13 protein-coding genes and 1 CRISPR repeat array (1 of these 14 only partly in view) are annotated in these 15,331 nt (G+C 35.0%); all 13 genes read left to right on the forward strand.

The window, feature by feature from the left end:
• Positions 1-309 precede the first annotated feature (309 nt).
• Positions 310-480 carry a hypothetical protein gene (locus AA650_RS15555; protein ID WP_234413199.1) on the forward strand — a complete coding sequence of 57 codons (171 nt, stop codon included), beginning with the start codon at positions 310-312 and terminating at the stop codon, positions 478-480.
• Between the two features lie 114 nt (positions 481-594).
• Positions 595-1,047 carry a type VII toxin-antitoxin system MntA family adenylyltransferase antitoxin gene (gene mntA / locus AA650_RS15560; RefSeq protein ID WP_053539691.1) on the forward strand — a complete coding sequence of 151 codons (453 nt, stop codon included), beginning with the start codon at positions 595-597 and terminating at the stop codon, positions 1,045-1,047.
• Positions 1,044-1,487 carry a type VII toxin-antitoxin system HepT family RNase toxin gene (gene hepT / locus AA650_RS15565; RefSeq protein ID WP_053539692.1) on the forward strand — a complete coding sequence of 148 codons (444 nt, stop codon included), beginning with the start codon at positions 1,044-1,046 and terminating at the stop codon, positions 1,485-1,487. The genes mntA and hepT overlap by 4 nt, the downstream gene beginning before the upstream one ends.
• Positions 1,480-4,209: a CRISPR-associated protein Csc3 gene (locus AA650_RS15570; protein ID WP_053539693.1), complete on the forward strand. Its 2,730-nt coding sequence runs from the start codon at positions 1,480-1,482 to the stop codon at positions 4,207-4,209. The genes hepT and AA650_RS15570 overlap by 8 nt, the downstream gene beginning before the upstream one ends.
• A 28-nt stretch (positions 4,210-4,237) precedes the next feature.
• Positions 4,238-5,263: a type I-D CRISPR-associated protein Cas7/Csc2 gene (gene cas7d / locus AA650_RS15575; protein ID WP_053539694.1), complete on the forward strand. Its 1,026-nt coding sequence runs from the start codon at positions 4,238-4,240 to the stop codon at positions 5,261-5,263.
• Positions 5,264-5,266: 3 nt separating this feature from the next.
• Complete coding sequence (gene cas5d, locus AA650_RS15580; protein ID WP_053539695.1) at positions 5,267-6,025, forward strand: type I-D CRISPR-associated protein Cas5/Csc1; 759 nt, start codon at positions 5,267-5,269, stop codon at positions 6,023-6,025.
• Positions 6,018-8,297, forward strand: coding sequence for a type I-D CRISPR-associated helicase Cas3' (cas3, locus tag AA650_RS15585; protein WP_053539696.1), 2,280 nt, complete (start codon positions 6,018-6,020; stop codon positions 8,295-8,297). The genes cas5d and cas3 overlap by 8 nt, the downstream gene beginning before the upstream one ends.
• A 23-nt stretch (positions 8,298-8,320) precedes the next feature.
• A complete protein-coding gene (gene cas6, locus AA650_RS15590; protein WP_053539697.1) occupies positions 8,321-9,139 on the forward strand; it encodes a CRISPR-associated endoribonuclease Cas6 in 819 nt (272 codons plus the stop codon).
• A 350-nt stretch (positions 9,140-9,489) separates the two neighbouring features.
• Positions 9,490-9,738, forward strand: a complete 249-nt coding sequence (locus tag AA650_RS26715) for a four helix bundle protein (RefSeq protein ID WP_234413414.1) — start codon at positions 9,490-9,492, stop codon at positions 9,736-9,738.
• Between the two features lie 59 nt (positions 9,739-9,797).
• Positions 9,798-10,436 carry a CRISPR-associated protein Cas4 gene (gene cas4 / locus AA650_RS15595; protein WP_053541302.1) on the forward strand — a complete coding sequence of 213 codons (639 nt, stop codon included), beginning with the start codon at positions 9,798-9,800 and terminating at the stop codon, positions 10,434-10,436.
• Positions 10,437-10,540: 104 nt separating this feature from the next.
• Positions 10,541-11,545 carry a type I-D CRISPR-associated endonuclease Cas1d gene (gene cas1d, locus AA650_RS15600; protein ID WP_053539698.1) on the forward strand — a complete coding sequence of 335 codons (1,005 nt, stop codon included), beginning with the start codon at positions 10,541-10,543 and terminating at the stop codon, positions 11,543-11,545.
• 20 nt (positions 11,546-11,565) lie between these two features.
• Positions 11,566-11,838: a CRISPR-associated endonuclease Cas2 gene (gene cas2, locus AA650_RS15605; protein WP_053539699.1), complete on the forward strand. Its 273-nt coding sequence runs from the start codon at positions 11,566-11,568 to the stop codon at positions 11,836-11,838.
• Positions 11,839-12,065: 227 nt separating this feature from the next.
• Positions 12,066-13,629: a CRISPR direct-repeat array (repeat unit 37 nt; unit sequence ATTGCAATTTCATTTACTCCCTATTAGGGATTGAAAC).
• Between the two features lie 1,012 nt (positions 13,630-14,641).
• Positions 14,642-15,331: the 5' portion of a glycosyltransferase family 4 protein gene (locus tag AA650_RS15610; protein ID WP_053539700.1), read on the forward strand. Its footprint extends 546 nt past the window's final position; the window shows 690 of its 1,236 coding nt (coding positions 1-690); its start codon is at positions 14,642-14,644; the stop codon falls past the right edge of the window.

Raw genomic sequence — 15,331 nt, forward strand, 5'->3', positions numbered from 1 at the left:
TTATGTTAATGCCTTGATCACTTCTTTACTACAGTTTCAATCCCTTATAGGGATTAGGGTCTAGTCTCAAGGCTTCTTTAGTATATATCCTAAAAGTTTCATGGAACAATTTTTTTACCAGATTTTTACTCACTTCTTTACTACAGACAAATTTTTGCTGCTATATTAGAGGTAACCGAAACAAAGCTGTTTCAGTTTACCTATGTTGAGTGGTATCTCATAGGTTAGCACTGATATGGCTATTTCGGCGCAAACTTATTGAGGTAATTTTTTGTGAAAGATAATCTTCCAGATCGTATGCTTCAAGTTATGTCAGATTCTTGCTGGCATTCTACAGAAGAACTAGTCGAAAAAATTAGCCACCGATTTTCTGCAACTATGCACGTCCTCAAGAAAAGAGGTTATCAGTTTAATAAACGCCGTACTCAAGGTCAACAGCATGAGTATAGACTTGTAATTGAGTCAAAAGCGATAGCTTAAAAAGAATTTCTAACATATTGGGGGTAGTTTCTCCTACTCCCATTTCTTGAAAATAGTAGTTAGTAATGCAGAAATTTATTGAAGAAAATAACTCCTATAGCTGGACTAAAGCAAATGCAAAACAATACTCCCACAATTACAGAACTTCAAGAATTATCCTCACAAATTCCTGAGAAAATACCTTACTTAAAAATGTTAGTTTTATTTGGTTCTAGAGCAACTGGTAAAACTAAAGCTAATAGTGACTGGGATTTTGCAGTTTTATATGATGAAGAAAAACGTCAGAATTACATAGCAAATAATATTGCTGTTTTATTTGAACTGCCAATTGTGATTGGTGAAGTTTTACAAATTAATCCTGATATTATAGATATTGTAGAACTAAATAAATGTTCTTGGTTAATTAGTCATTTTGTAGCGCGTGATGGAATTATGTTATATGAAAAATTTACTGGACAATTTAATGATTTTTGCTTAAATTCCTTAAAAGCTGAATCAGAGTTAAAGAAATTTCGTAAAGAGCAACAACGAATTATTGAAATAGAGTTAAATAAGTGGGGAGCATGAATAATATAGATTCTGAAATAGTTTTATCAAGACTAAGGTTAATTACCAAATATTACAACACATTAGTAGAATTTAATTCTCTGAGTCTTGATGAATTTTTAGGTGATTTTCGTCAACAACTAATTGTAGAAAGACTATTGCAATTAATGACTCAAGCCGCAATAGACATCAATGATCATATATTGTCAAAACTCAAATCTGGAAAGTCTTACACTAATTTTGAGGCTTTTATTGAATTAGGTAAATATCAAATTCTTACTCCTGAACTAGCAAAACAAATTGCGCCATCATCAGGTTTAAGAAATCGTTTGGTTCATGAATATGATGATATAGATCCGAATCAGGTTTTCATGGCAATTAGTTTTGCATTACAGCAATATCCGCTTTATGTTAGACAAATCAACTCTTATTTAATTACATTGGAAGAAGAAAATGATTAAACGCGGTCGGCTTTTAAATCGTCCTCCTAAATCCTTAGAGGAAATTTATTTCAGTGAAATTCGCCCCCAACTTTATGAAAACCATGCACATCATCATCAATATGGTGTGAGAACAGGTACAACTCTTGCAGAACATTTAGACTCTGCGTGTCAGTTTATTTTGACAGTTAGCCGCATAGCAGAAGTAGCAGAAGATAAACGACCTTTATTATTAGCTGCAACTGCTGTTCATGACCTCAATAAATTAGATCCTCAAGAACGAAAGGTCAAAACCTTAGCTAGAGATAAAGACTTTTTAAAAGAACAACTTGAAAAAGCTTGTGTTCTTAGCTTTGTAGTCACAGATAATGACTTAGAATTAGTCAGAAAGTTGATTGAACGTCATTCAGGTCACAGCGTCAGTGATGGTGCTAGATTTTTACCAGAAGACCCAAATATTGAACGTTGGGCTGCAATGTTAGTTGCTGCTGATTTGTTTGATTTAGGTATTCCTGATGCACAACGATTTCGCAAAATAGAAACAGAATTAACAGTCGCTTTTGGCAGAAAATGTAATCTTTTTCGAGTGCGTTTATCAGAAGATAAAGGTTATATTACATCCTTGTTACTGGGTGCTTGTGAAGAAGTTTTACAAAAATATGGCTTTCATCCCATCGCCATTTTTCCAGATAGCGAACTTTTTGAAGGTGGAAATTTACCAAATGTAGATTTAACCAAAGAAATCGCTACTGTTTGGCAAAGTAAAATTGATCAAGTTTTTGGTAACAATATTGAAAAACTTGTCAGAGCCACTAAAGATGGTATCAAAGTTACTCATCAGGCTATTCAACAAAATGTTGATGAGGTTTTAGTCAATATTCAGGCTCTTTTAGAAAAGAAGAAAGCAGGTTATAAATCAGATAAAGTTGCTGAATCTGTAACTAAATGGGGTGAAGATGCTGGTGAGGAAGCACTAGAAAAAGCTGCTGAACTGGGATTATTGCCTGTAAGTAATGCAGAAGAATTTGCTATATCTGAAGGTTTGAAAGCAGCTTATCTGAGTTATCGAGAAGCAGGTTTAAATCCTAAAGAAGTTTGGGATAAAATCTCTCATCATGCTGGAATTTCTGAACATCAACGCCTTGCACTTGAACCATTTAATGGTCAGTATGGACGACCTTTATTTGCAGCAAAAGCCGCTATTAATGGCATTGAAGGTATTAACGAATCTCTCAAAGAGTCTTTTCAACTAAGAAATAACAGTACAGAAACTTCTGAAGAAATGGAAGTATCTGAAGAAATAATTTTAGCAGTTCACAGAATGGTAAATTTACCTTTTGCTAATCAGCTAATTGGAATTAATGAATTAGATGCTTATGTAGAAGCTAATCCTAGACAAAGATGTTCTTTAGGTGCTACATCCAGTGAAATAGATGAATTAATTTCCGCAAATATGCCTCCTGGCACAAAAGTACAGGCTTTTTCTAATCGTTTACCAGGTGGTATTAGTGCCGAACCAAAAAGACAAGCAGATTCTATTGCTGCGTTAGCTTATCAACTAATGACAGTAGGTGCTAATTTTCCTAAAGTTAGCAAACAAGAACCTCTTTATTTACATTTATCATTACCTAAAGGTTCTGCTCCTGAACTTTTAAGAATTTGGCGCGAACTGTTAAAACAACTGGCAGCAACAAATACTGAAGGGGGTACTGTTACTGTTGATCAATTACAACTTTATCGAGATCACAAACTTGAATTTAAAGCTAATAAGGTAGTTGGTGCAGCATTACCTAAACGACCGGATTTTATTCATACATCTGTGATTATTCCTTTAGTTTGGGGAGATGTTAATACTTCTTTAGCTTTACTCAAATCACTGAGATTAGGATTAGAAATATCTTTATCTTTAGATATTGGTTTTCCTTTTACTTTAAGCAGCAATATGGAGGTAGATTTATTTGATGATGTATATGGCAGAGTTGAAGGTATTCCTGCTGCACTGCAACCTTTACTAAGAAATGGACAATATGAACGTTTTAAGAATGAAAAGACTCAGGAAGATAGGAATACTCTCAGTGCAGAAGAAATTCTTGAAAGATTACGTTGTCTTGGAGAACTAGCAATATCTGTTGCCAGCATTCAGAAATCTGATGATTGTTTATATGATTTGGCTCGTACTTGTGATAGACCAATTGAACTTTATTTTGTTTTGTTACGTTGGATTTTACGAGAACAAGATGAACCAAATTTGAGCATTATTTGGAGTCGAATTTGTCAGCCTTTAAATACATTAATGGAGAGCCTTATGCCTAATGAAAATTCACTTTTGACTAAGTATTTAAAAGAAGCTGCTCAAATTGCAGCAGAAGCGAACCTCAAGGGAAGTTCTTTCAAACGTACTGCTCAAACAGAACCTTTCACAGCTTTTATTACTGCTGTAAAAAATCAAAAACCTCATTTAGATTTGGAGGTAATGTTTGCAGCTTTAACCGAGCAATATTACATACGATTAGACCGCATTAATCGTGAATATCATGTAGGAGTAAAAAAACTTGAACAAGTTAAGCATTATTACAATGTATTACGCAACCTATATGAGAAGGTTTACTCTGCACGTCCAGAAAAGTTGTTATCTGATCAAAAAACTTTAGAAGCTGCTTATTTATTCTTTCTTGAAGAAGCACGTAAACAGCTTAAAAATAAATCAGAAGATGATTCTGATGAAACAAATACAACTGTTTAATTAATCATTAACTAACTAGGAGTTTATCATGTCAATTCAAAAGCTTTCCCCTGTTCTCGCAACTACCTACGAAAATTTCCCCAAAGGTCGGTTTATTACTTTAATTGTTCTCAGAACAACTCACTCAGAAACTATTTTTCGCACAGAAGGTTCTGGTGAGTCAATGTGTAATGAATTTGTTCAAGCTGGTGTGAATAATGATAATATTATTCAACGGTTGGTGATGACTAAACGTAAACAAGTAGCACCAGAAAGACGTTATGGAAGAGAACATTTAAGAGCGCACGAACTTTTATACACTAACGTCAAAGATGGCTCTATTTGCTCTTTAAATACTAATGCACCTTGTGAAATGTGTGTAGATTGTTTCCTTTATGGTTTTGCTGCTGGTGGAGGTGGCGCACAAAAAAGCCGTATTTGGACTGAAGATGCTTTTAGTATATTATCCGCTACTGATGTGGTAGGCGATCGCACTATTAACGCCATCTACGAAAACGGCACAATGCGAGATGAAAAAGGTAATCCTTCCACCGCTTTAAATACCAGCGAATACATCAAACCAGGAGTTCATTTTTTAGATGTTGTCACACTCAAAGATGTAACTGCTGATGAACTGCGCTACATTATCGGAAATATTCTTTTTACCAGTCGTTATGGTGCTGTTTCCAGTCGTGTAGGAAGAATGGAAAATCAAATATTAGGTATTTTTGGCAGTATTACCGAATTACCTAGCTCCTTGGAACTTGTACAAGCTACCTATGATGTTTTAGGAGAACCTTTAGAACACCCTTTAAATATTAATAGAGTCATCACAGCAACCAAGCAAGTAATTACAAATTGGCAAGACAGAAGAGGGGTTTCTGTGCAACTATCTGATGAAGAATTAGCAACTTTAATTACTGATGTAGAAACCCACTGGTCAGAAGCAGGACGTGATACTTTTCTCAAACGTTTAAGTCAATCCTATGAACCTTTCCGTCAAGTTGCACCTGAAAAAAACAAAGGTAAAGGTAAAGGTAAAAACAAAAATACTCAAGTTGAAGTAGAGAACTAAATTATGTCAACAATTCCTTTTTCACAGGCAAAACTTATTGAATTAAACTGTCTTGAACCAGTCTTTTTTGCCTCTAGGGAGTTGTCTGATACCTATTACACTGAGGGGTTACTTGGGAATTATGCTTTAACCTATGCTTTAGGTTGGGTAAATTCCCCCTATCGTCTCCAAGGTCAGGCTACAGGACGACCAACCTACAAAGAAGATTTTCAAGCAATAGCTCAATCCTGCTACATTTTACCAGCTTCACCAATAGGCAGAGTTACATTTAGATTTGAAAGATTTAACGCTCTTTCTGATGCTTATTGGTACACCATGACTAATAATCGTGTAGCAACTGCCAGAGAAGATTTACCATTACAACGTCAAGGTACAAAACCTAGTTCATTTAGAGCAAGTAATTTTCCTCAAACTGGAAGATTACGCATGATTGAAAGGGGTAATAAATTCCAAACATTAGTATTTGGAAATCAACAATTACCAGATTATATTCGTGTGGGAAAATTCGCTAGTAAAGTTAAAGTGAATGTCTTAAAAGAGTTTCCTATAACTTTACTCCCAGAAGGCGAATATAAAAGTCAATTTTATCTAAATGTTGCTGATTTACCAAGACAAATAGAAGTATTTGCTTTTGATTTAATCTCTATACCTCCTGCACCGATATTAAAAAATCTTCATTTTCGAGGTGCAGCTTGGCAAATTGGCGAAATGATTGTACCCGCAGGTTTACATTATTGTGGTAGAGAAAACAGAAATGAGTAATCAAAAATTAGTTATCAGGTTAGAAAATCGGAGTATTTCAGCTTGTGCATCTCCAGATGAATTATCTTTCATGGGTGGTAAACCACTACAACATCAAATTGATGTATTTGAAAAATCAAAAGATGCCGATATTATTCTTAATTTAGCACCAACTGGAACGGGAAAAACTAAAGCCGGATTAACAGTTTTATTACATCAACCTACAAAAAGTGCTGTTTATATCGCTCCCACTAATGCTTTAATTGAACAACAAACAGAAGCAGCACAAAAATTTGTTAAAGATGCCAATTTACCTCATGTAGTTAAATCAGCTTCAGCTAAAGATATTAAAAGTTGGCCTAGTGATAAAGTTGGCAATCGTCCAGGAGAAAAACTATATAATGTTTTGCGAAATCCGGCAACTGTTTTTAGTGATGTTGGTGCTAATACACCAATTCTGCTAGTAACTAACCCTGATATTTTTTACTATGCAACTTTCTTTGCATACAACAGGTTAGATAAAGGTAATATTGCTAGTGGTTTCTACACTAAATTCTCTACAGTCATCTTTGATGAATTTCATCTTTATGATGCTAAACAGCTAGTAGGGATGTTATTTTATCTTGCTTATTCTCACGTTTTTAAATTTTTCCAGCATGGACGCAAAGTAGTATTATTGACAGCAACACCTGAACCAGCTTGTGAATTAGCATTAGAAAATTTAAAACAAGCTGGTGTGAGGATAGCTAGAATTGATGGAGAAGTAAATAATAATAATCTTGTACCATCACAAACAACAGTTAACTTAGAATTACGACCTAAACCCGATAAAAATGAAAAGTGGATAGCAGAATTAGCAGCAGAAGTTATTCAACGTTTTCAAGAAAACCCCCATGAAAATGGTGCTGTAATTCTTGACTCACTTGATAATATTAATCGTCTCTCAGATTTACTCCAAAATCAAGGATTTGGTGATTATGTAGGACGCATTACTGGGCCTGCACCGAAAAAAGATAGACATAGGGCTATGCAATGTCAAATCATTTTAGCCACTAGCACAGTAGATGTAGGATTTAACTTTGAAAGAACTCCTGAACCAACAAGACAAAATTTAGATTGGTTGATTTTTTCTGCACGCGATCGCTCGGCATTTTGGCAGAGAATAGGTAGAGTGGGGCGTGTTTTAGGTAAATCTGAAACTAATATTGATTCAGACGCTATTGCTTATTTACCTGCTGATGCTTGGGAACAAGATATAACTTCTCTTGATACTGCTGGTGGACGTGCAGCACTAAAAGAGATGCTTGATAATCTTACCTGTTTAGATAAACCTTTTTTAGCTGCTTATTGGCGTTCAGAAGCATTTTTAGAAATTGCCCGTCCCTTGTTAGAACTAGAAGAACTGCTAGAAAATTTAACAGGTGCTGAATTAATTTCTCAACTTTTTGAAACTTTAAGATCAGTTTTAGGTGGAAATAGAACTTGGAAAGATTATCGTTACAGAATGAACGTTTTACGAGGTGCTGAAAATATTGCTAAAAAACCTCTCAAAGAACTTAAAAAAGATTGGAAATATATCAAAGGTGGTCAGGCTTTTGTAAAAAGATTTATCAAAGTAACATCTCCTGAAGAGTGGGATGATTTAGAAGCCGGACGGACAACAATAGAAGAATATGAAAAATTATTTAAAGAAGATGAAGAGGTTTTGGAGAACTTAAAAGAATTTGCGGAAATATTCAGTACCAGCTATGCGCCTTTATTTAGTTTTCGTTCTAGTTTATTTGAAAGTTTACCCATTCGTGACCCTCACGGATTTCTCTTAGATGAATCTGAAGAAACACGTTTAGATCCTTTTCATCTACTCCGATATTACGAATTTATCCAAAATGGTGATTATATTGAATTAACTCACCGCGCCAATGAAACTTATCAATTGAATTTTAGACTACGATATTATGATAGTCGCCAACAATTTGTAAATACTGAACTAAACAAACTCACAGCTTTCAAAAATTGTCAAATTATTCGCGGTGCTGGAGGTGCAATTCGTCCAACACCCTTAATACAAGCATTAAATAAATACCTTTTACCAGGAGTAATTATTTGCCCTATCACAAATGCTGCTGCTATTTTTCAATTAAATAGACAAGGAATTACTTCTTATCCTATAACTATTGTTTGTAATGATGTTGGGAAAGAATATAGATTCTTTGCAGGTTTATCAGGTATCTTAACAATGGCTATGAAATTTAAACAACTACGGCTTCCAGATGATGAAGTTTTTATTGCTTAATCTACATTATTTTTTAATACATTATGCCCCATAGTCTCATCCTCAACATCATCCCCCAATCTCCAATTTACCCCAATTTCCTCACAGGTAGACATTACCACGCCTTATTTCTTAACCTAGTGAGTTCTGTTGATAGAAAATTAGGAGACTACTTACACGAATCCAACGCTGATAAAGCCTTTACTCTCTCACCATTGCAAATCAAAAGCAAACATAAAAACCCATTTAATACCTTACAATATGCCTATCAAAACTCTATTCCTGCTGGTACTTCTTGTTGGTGGCGTATTTCTTTATTAAATGACAATTTATTTAATCAGCTTACACCTTTATGGTTAAATATAAACCCCAAACAACCTTGGCACTTAGGTTCAGCAAACTTATATATTACCAGCATTCAAGGTACACCCCAATCTAATCAACCTTGGGCAAATGCTTGTAATTATCATCAACTTTATCAACAAGCAAGTGAGGAAGAACGCAATCTTAATTTCATCTTTTCTACACCTGTAGCTTTTCGTCAAGGTGCATTTGATAATGTTTTACCAACAAGGGAATCTGTATTCAATAGTCTACTAAATCGGTGGCATAAATATAGCGGTATTGAATTAACTAATATTTCTTTTGAATCAATTTATGCTAGTGCTTTTAATATCAATACTGAAGTTATTAGCAACTATGACAATAAATTTATTGGTTGTTTAGGTGAAATCAGTTATCGCATTCTTGGCAATGCAGAAACAACGACAATTAAACAAATTAACGCATTAGCTGACTTTGCTTTATATGCTGGTATTGGCAGAAAAACAACAATGGGAATGGGAATGGTGAGGAGAAGGTGACAGGTGACAGGGAACAGGTGACAGGGAAGAGGAAAGAAGGTAAGAGGGAGAGTTAATAGGTTAGAGGCAAAAGTAAATAAGGGAAGAGGAGTTAGTTATGAAGATTGAATCACATCGAGATTTAATTGTGTGGCAAAAATCAATGAATATGGTAGTGAATATCTATAGCAATCCTAAATGAAATGTGTTCGCGAAGCGTGCCGTAGGTATCACATCTCTTATTTTCCTACCTCTGTGTCCTCTGTGCCTCTGTGGTTCGTTAAAAAAACTAGTTCATAACTCAAATAGGAGTCCTATATCAATTAGCATCTGCATTTCCAAATACAGAAATTTATCGTCTTACTTCACAAATTACTCGTGCTGCTGCATCTGTTCCAGCCAATATTGCCGAAGGTCATGCACGAGGAACAACTAAAAACGATTTTGCACATTTTTTATCTATAGCTAAGGGTTCATTAATGGAAACAGAAACTTTTTTAATGCTTGCTGTTAGATTAAATTATCTAACTTCAGAACAAGCAAATCCCACATTATCGCTGATTATAGAAATTAGTAAAATGCTCACTTCTCTTCGTTCTAAAATCTTAAATACACCATAACTAACTTTCTTCCCACTATCAACTTTTATCACTTTTAATTAATTATGTTTCAAAACGAAATGACTAACTCTCTTCCTACTTTCACCTGTAACCTGTCACCTGTCACCTCTGATGATGATTACGTTAATATCGCTTCTTTAAATCAATATTCCTATTGTCCTCACCGTTGTTGGTTGATTCATTGTGCAGGGGAATTTATTGATAATCAATACACAATTGAAGGTACAAGTTTACATGAACGAGTTCACACAGTTGGAGAACAAAATCGTGAGGAAACTTGGCAGATACGCGCTATTTATTTGAAATCAGAGCAATATAAACTTATCGGTAAATCTGATTTAATTGAGTTTGAAAATGGCGGATTTTACCCTATTGAATACAAAAGAGGACGCAGGGGAGAATGGGATAATGATGAATTGCAAGTTTGCGCTCAAGCTTTGTGTTTGGAGGAAATGACAGGAAAAAATATCAATACTGGCTATATCTATTATGCTCAAACTCATCAACGGAAATTAGTAGAAATTACCCCAGAATTACGAGGTAGTACGATCGCTACTATTGAAGCTATCCAAACCTTACTGTTTACAGGTGCTATGCCAAAAGCTGTAAAAACAAAACGCTGTGATGGTTGTAGTCTTTATTCTCGATGTTTGCCACAACTTGCTGATAAAGTTGGGCGTTATCAAGAAGCAAATTAACCCAGATCCCCGACTTCTGAGATCAATTCATAATTTATGTAGAAAATAAAAAAGAAGTCGGGGATCTTATTTAGTCACCTATTATCTATTTTGAGGATTTAATTATGGGTACTCTTTACATCGTACAAGATGATGCTTTTATTGGTAAGGTTGATGAACGGATTAATGTGAAATATGAAAAGAAAATTCTTCAAGATGTTCCGTTTATTCATCTTGAGGGTGTGGTTGTTTTAGGACGAGCAACTATTTCACCTGCTGTTGTGGATGAATTGATGCAGCGTCATATTCCTCTATCTTTTATCAATAAAATTGGTCATTATTTGGGACGGTTAGAACCAGAAATGACTGGTAATATTTTCATTCGCAAGGCACAATGGCAAGCAGCAGGAGAAACCCCCCAATCTATTCATCTGGTGCAAGGGTTTGTTAGGGGAAAATTAAAAAATTATCGTCAAACTTTGATGCGTTATCAGCGTGAATTTAATGATATTGATCTATCTAAAAGTATTCCTCGCATTGAACAGGTAATTGCTGCAATTAATTCAACTGAAAGTATCAATTCTTTGCGGGGTTTAGAAGGTTCTGGTAGTGCTGCTTATTTTGGTTGTTTTGATAGTCTGATTCGTAATTCTCAATTTTCTTTTACTAAGCGTGTCCGTCGTCCAGCTACAGATCCAGTAAATTCATTGTTAAGTTTTGGCTATTCTTTGCTGCGTCATGATCTGCAAAGTGCTGTGAATATTGTCGGTTTTGATCCATATTTAGGATACCTACATTTCGATCGCTATAATCGTCCTTCTTTAGCTTTAGATTTAATGGAAGAGTTTCGCCCTTTAGTGGTAGATGCGGTAGTTTTATCTATTTTGAATAAGCAATTATTAACTCCAGCAGATTTTGTAACTGAACCGTTAAGTGGTGCTGTTTCTCTGACTCCAGAAGGACGTAAAACTTTTTTAACTTTGTACGAAAAGAAAAAAATATCGGAGTTTAAACATCCAGTAATGGGGCGTAAATGTAGTTATCGAGAGGCTTTTGAATTGCAAGCGAGATTACTGGCTAAGTATTTAATGGGAACAATTGATAAATATCCCCCTTTGGTCTTGAAATAAAATTTATTTAGATAGAATTTATGAATGTTGTTGTTTCTTACGATATTTCTGAGGATAAACGCCGTACTAAAATCCATAGTATCCTCAAATCCTATGGACAATGGGTGCAGTATAGTATTTTTGAATGTGAGTTAACTGATACTCAATATGCTAAATTGCGATCGCGTCTCAATAAACTCATAAAACCTGAAACCGACAGCATTCGCTTTTACTTTCTTTGTGCTTGCTGTTTTGGTAAAATAGAAAGAATCGGTGGTGAACAGCCCCGTGATCAGACGATTTTCTTCGCTTAATGCGCGGGGGGGTGGGTGTAAAAAATTCAATTTCTCAAAAAATGCCTGAAATCATTTCTACACAAGCTTTTCATGCAGTTCATGGAGTTCACCCATCCGCGCACCTTGCACAGCAGGAGTTTCAGCTATTTTACTCCTTGACACTTTTCTTGAAATGGATTATCATGAAAGCATCCGCGCAACTGAACCTTGAAAACCACATATATATAGGCTTTCAGCACCCCGTGATTGCAATTTCATTTACTCCCTATTAGGGATTGAAACTGGAGCAGCTACGCTAGTTTTAAAGATGATATTCATTGCAATTTCATTTACTCCCTATTAGGGATTGAAACGTCATTACTTCGCCCAGCACAGAAACGGGTATATCTAATTGCAATTTCATTTACTCCCTATTAGGGATTGAAACATTTATTGTGATTACAGCATTTGAAAGTTGAGTATTATTGCAATTTCATTTACTCCCTATTAGGGATTGAAACCTTAAAATACCACCTGTATAATATTTATTGCCCTTACATTGCAATTTCATTTACTCCCTATTAGGGATTGAAACATAAAAAAAGATGGTATTTATTACCGGAAAAAATTGCAATTTCATTTACTCCCTATTAGGGATTGAAACATATTAGGATTAGTACCACCGCTTATTTTATACAATTGCAATTTCATTTACTCCCTATTAGGGATTGAAACCTTTTTGAAGATTAAGTTTAGGATGCAAAGTTTTATTGCAATTTCATTTACTCCCTATTAGGGATTGAAACAACTTTGCTCAAAAGTGGGAACGACGAACCAATGATCATATTGCAATTTCATTTACTCCCTATTAGGGATTGAAACATACACACAATACACCTATGACGACTACAACTGAAATTGCAATTTCATTTACTCCCTATTAGGGATTGAAACACGTAAGGGCTTTTTTTATATATATCAACAATTGTATTGCAATTTCATTTACTCCCTATTAGGGATTGAAACGAACCATTGAACCATTGGGGTGGCGATATTAATGATTGCAATTTCATTTACTCCCTATTAGGGATTGAAACGTCAGGAGCGGCATTTGTTAGTTTTGCCCTGGCGGGGTATTGCAATTTCATTTACTCCCTATTAGGGATTGAAACTTCCTCAAATTTGGCCGCGGTGAGTGCTGTGGAATTATTGCAATTTCATTTACTCCCTATTAGGGATTGAAACTTCATCGGGAATAATAATATTGTGGGTGTACAAGATTGCAATTTCATTTACTCCCTATTAGGGATTGAAACTGGTAAACGCACTTTGTATATGGGTGAACCGACACCGGATTGCAATTTCATTTACTCCCTATTAGGGATTGAAACAAAAAGGGCTAGGGATGAGATCGTCAAGTCCTATGAGATTGCAATTTCACTTACTCCCTATTAGGGATTGAAACCTAATCCACCTTCGCGCCAGGAGAAATAAAGGGTAAATTGCAATTTCACTTACTCCCTATTAGGGATTGAAACAATGACGAGACACGACCTCGCACTCAACAGGAACAGGATTGCAATTTCACTTACTCCCTATTAGGGATTGAAACCATTGTGGAGAAATATTGAGTCATGGGGATGCTCGAATTGCAATTTCACTTACTCCCTATTAGGGATTGAAACACGGGAGCAATTGACTCTACGCCTGATATCTCAAATTGCAATTTCACTTACTCCCTATTAGGGATTGAAACCTAATGGTGTTCCCACACTTGCAGGGACGTGGACTGGATTGCAATTTCATTTACTCCCTATTAGGGATTGAAACCGCCAACAAGGAATTATTGAGGGTTCGATAATTGCATTGCAATTTCACTTAGGAATGTGAATTAAATAAGGTGCAAAAGTAGGGTGTGTTAGCGACAGCGTAACGCACCATTCCAGGTTACATCAGAATTGCAGGTTATTAAATTTGCGTTCCTAACTAATTTTTTCCGGATAGAGATGGAATATTCAGCACTTATATTTTAGGGGGTTTTACTTTTTATCAGTGATGTAAGTGCAGTGACAATTATAAATTTTACACTTGCCATTTATCAATTGTTGAGTTGGATTAAGAAATTAGCCTTGAAAATAGGCTTTATTGTGGCAAATATATCTACGATTACCATTTAAAGGTATTCAAATTTAAGCTGGGCTAAATGCAATGATTGATACCCCTAATAAACAAAGGTAGAAATAATCAGGGTTATTAAATCATTATTTGCAAGTAAATGCTATGACTCAGATTACAAGATCACTAATATTTTCTGGCGATTTGGCACTAAAATAGCCAGTATTTAGGGTATTCTAAGGGAAATAGTTAGATTTAACAATTTTCCAAGCAGTTTCTGAGTAATCTCTTGGCAGTATTAGCTATAAATCATGACTATCTTTAATTATGCAGGTAAATTATCTAGCATTAGTAAACCTGGGCAAATCGGACAATAATCAGCGGTAAAATAGGGTAAAAATTTGTAGTTTTGTCAGTCAGGTGTTTGATAATTTTAATAACAGTTCAGGAGTCATAATACTTGGTAATTCGGGAATATAGAGGAGAAATATTTGATAAAAATAATCTCAGACAACTCTAAAATCCGTTATTATTTTTACTGAATCTGAATGCTCACAAATTTAATAAAGGTATTGCATTTTTTTGAATCAGCAATATCTAAAAACTTTATTTCTATATCCGGCAAAATTCAGCAAGAATTTAGTAGTGCTACAACCGAACAGAAGTAACAGCTTTTTATTGAATTTAAGATAATACCCTAATTCCAGTTAATTTATCAAGCTTAATTATGGAAAATATATCACAACTAGGGTCACAAGTTAGACATAAAACAGCTTACCCAGATATCCTCGTTATTTCCCGAATATTTCGCCCAGATGAGGCTGTAATTGGTGAATATGTCTATAATCGCTGTTTACAAGATCCAGATCGGGTAATTGTTTTAGCTGGTAGTTGTGCTGGAGATAAGAAATTTGATAAATCCCAACAATTTCCTGTTTATCGTTGGTTTAATTTTCCGGCTTGCTGTGATCACTGGCTAGGAAATATAATCCAATCTGGTTTTAATATTATTGCTGCTTTTTTATTAGCTATTAAATTATATTTTCGCTATCATTACCGCTATATTGAATGGTGTCACGGCTATGATTTTCCGGCATTGTTGTTACTCAGTTATATTTTACCAATTCGCTTTTTTATCTATTTACATGGTAATGATTTACTAAGTGTAACTAGTAATCCGTTATGGAGATGGCTATTAAAATTAACTCTCAATCGTGCTGATGGAATTGTTTGTAATAGTTCTTATATTCGCAATTTTTTAAGAAATACTTTTCGGCTAGATACACCCACTCATGTGATAAATCCGGTAGTGAGGTCAGAAAGATTTGGCAATCCCACTAGTTTGAGTCATATTGATGATTTACGTAATCGTATCCGGCAGATTTATAATATTCCTGAAACAGCGATAGTTATTCTT

It is taken from the genome of Anabaena sp. WA102 (genome assembly GCF_001277295.1).
In the GTDB taxonomy this organism is placed as follows: domain Bacteria; phylum Cyanobacteriota; class Cyanobacteriia; order Cyanobacteriales; family Nostocaceae; genus Dolichospermum; species Dolichospermum heterosporum.

What these genes read in the sequence shown, in the direction of transcription:
- AA650_RS15555 (WP_234413199.1), top strand. Translation starts at nt 310, where the DNA reads ATGTCAGATTCTTGCTGGCATTCTACAGAAGAACTAGTCGAAAAAATT.
- mntA (WP_053539691.1), top strand. Translation starts at nt 595, where the DNA reads ATGCAAAACAATACTCCCACAATTACAGAACTTCAAGAATTATCCTCA.
- hepT (WP_053539692.1), top strand. Translation starts at nt 1,044, where the DNA reads ATGAATAATATAGATTCTGAAATAGTTTTATCAAGACTAAGGTTAATT.
- AA650_RS15570 (WP_053539693.1), top strand. Translation starts at nt 1,480, where the DNA reads ATGATTAAACGCGGTCGGCTTTTAAATCGTCCTCCTAAATCCTTAGAG.
- cas7d (WP_053539694.1), top strand. Translation starts at nt 4,238, where the DNA reads ATGTCAATTCAAAAGCTTTCCCCTGTTCTCGCAACTACCTACGAAAAT.
- cas5d (WP_053539695.1), top strand. Translation starts at nt 5,267, where the DNA reads ATGTCAACAATTCCTTTTTCACAGGCAAAACTTATTGAATTAAACTGT.
- cas3 (WP_053539696.1), top strand. Translation starts at nt 6,018, where the DNA reads ATGAGTAATCAAAAATTAGTTATCAGGTTAGAAAATCGGAGTATTTCA.
- cas6 (WP_053539697.1), top strand. Translation starts at nt 8,321, where the DNA reads ATGCCCCATAGTCTCATCCTCAACATCATCCCCCAATCTCCAATTTAC.
- cas4 (WP_053541302.1), top strand. Translation starts at nt 9,798, where the DNA reads ATGACTAACTCTCTTCCTACTTTCACCTGTAACCTGTCACCTGTCACC.
- cas1d (WP_053539698.1), top strand. Translation starts at nt 10,541, where the DNA reads ATGGGTACTCTTTACATCGTACAAGATGATGCTTTTATTGGTAAGGTT.
- cas2 (WP_053539699.1), top strand. Translation starts at nt 11,566, where the DNA reads ATGAATGTTGTTGTTTCTTACGATATTTCTGAGGATAAACGCCGTACT.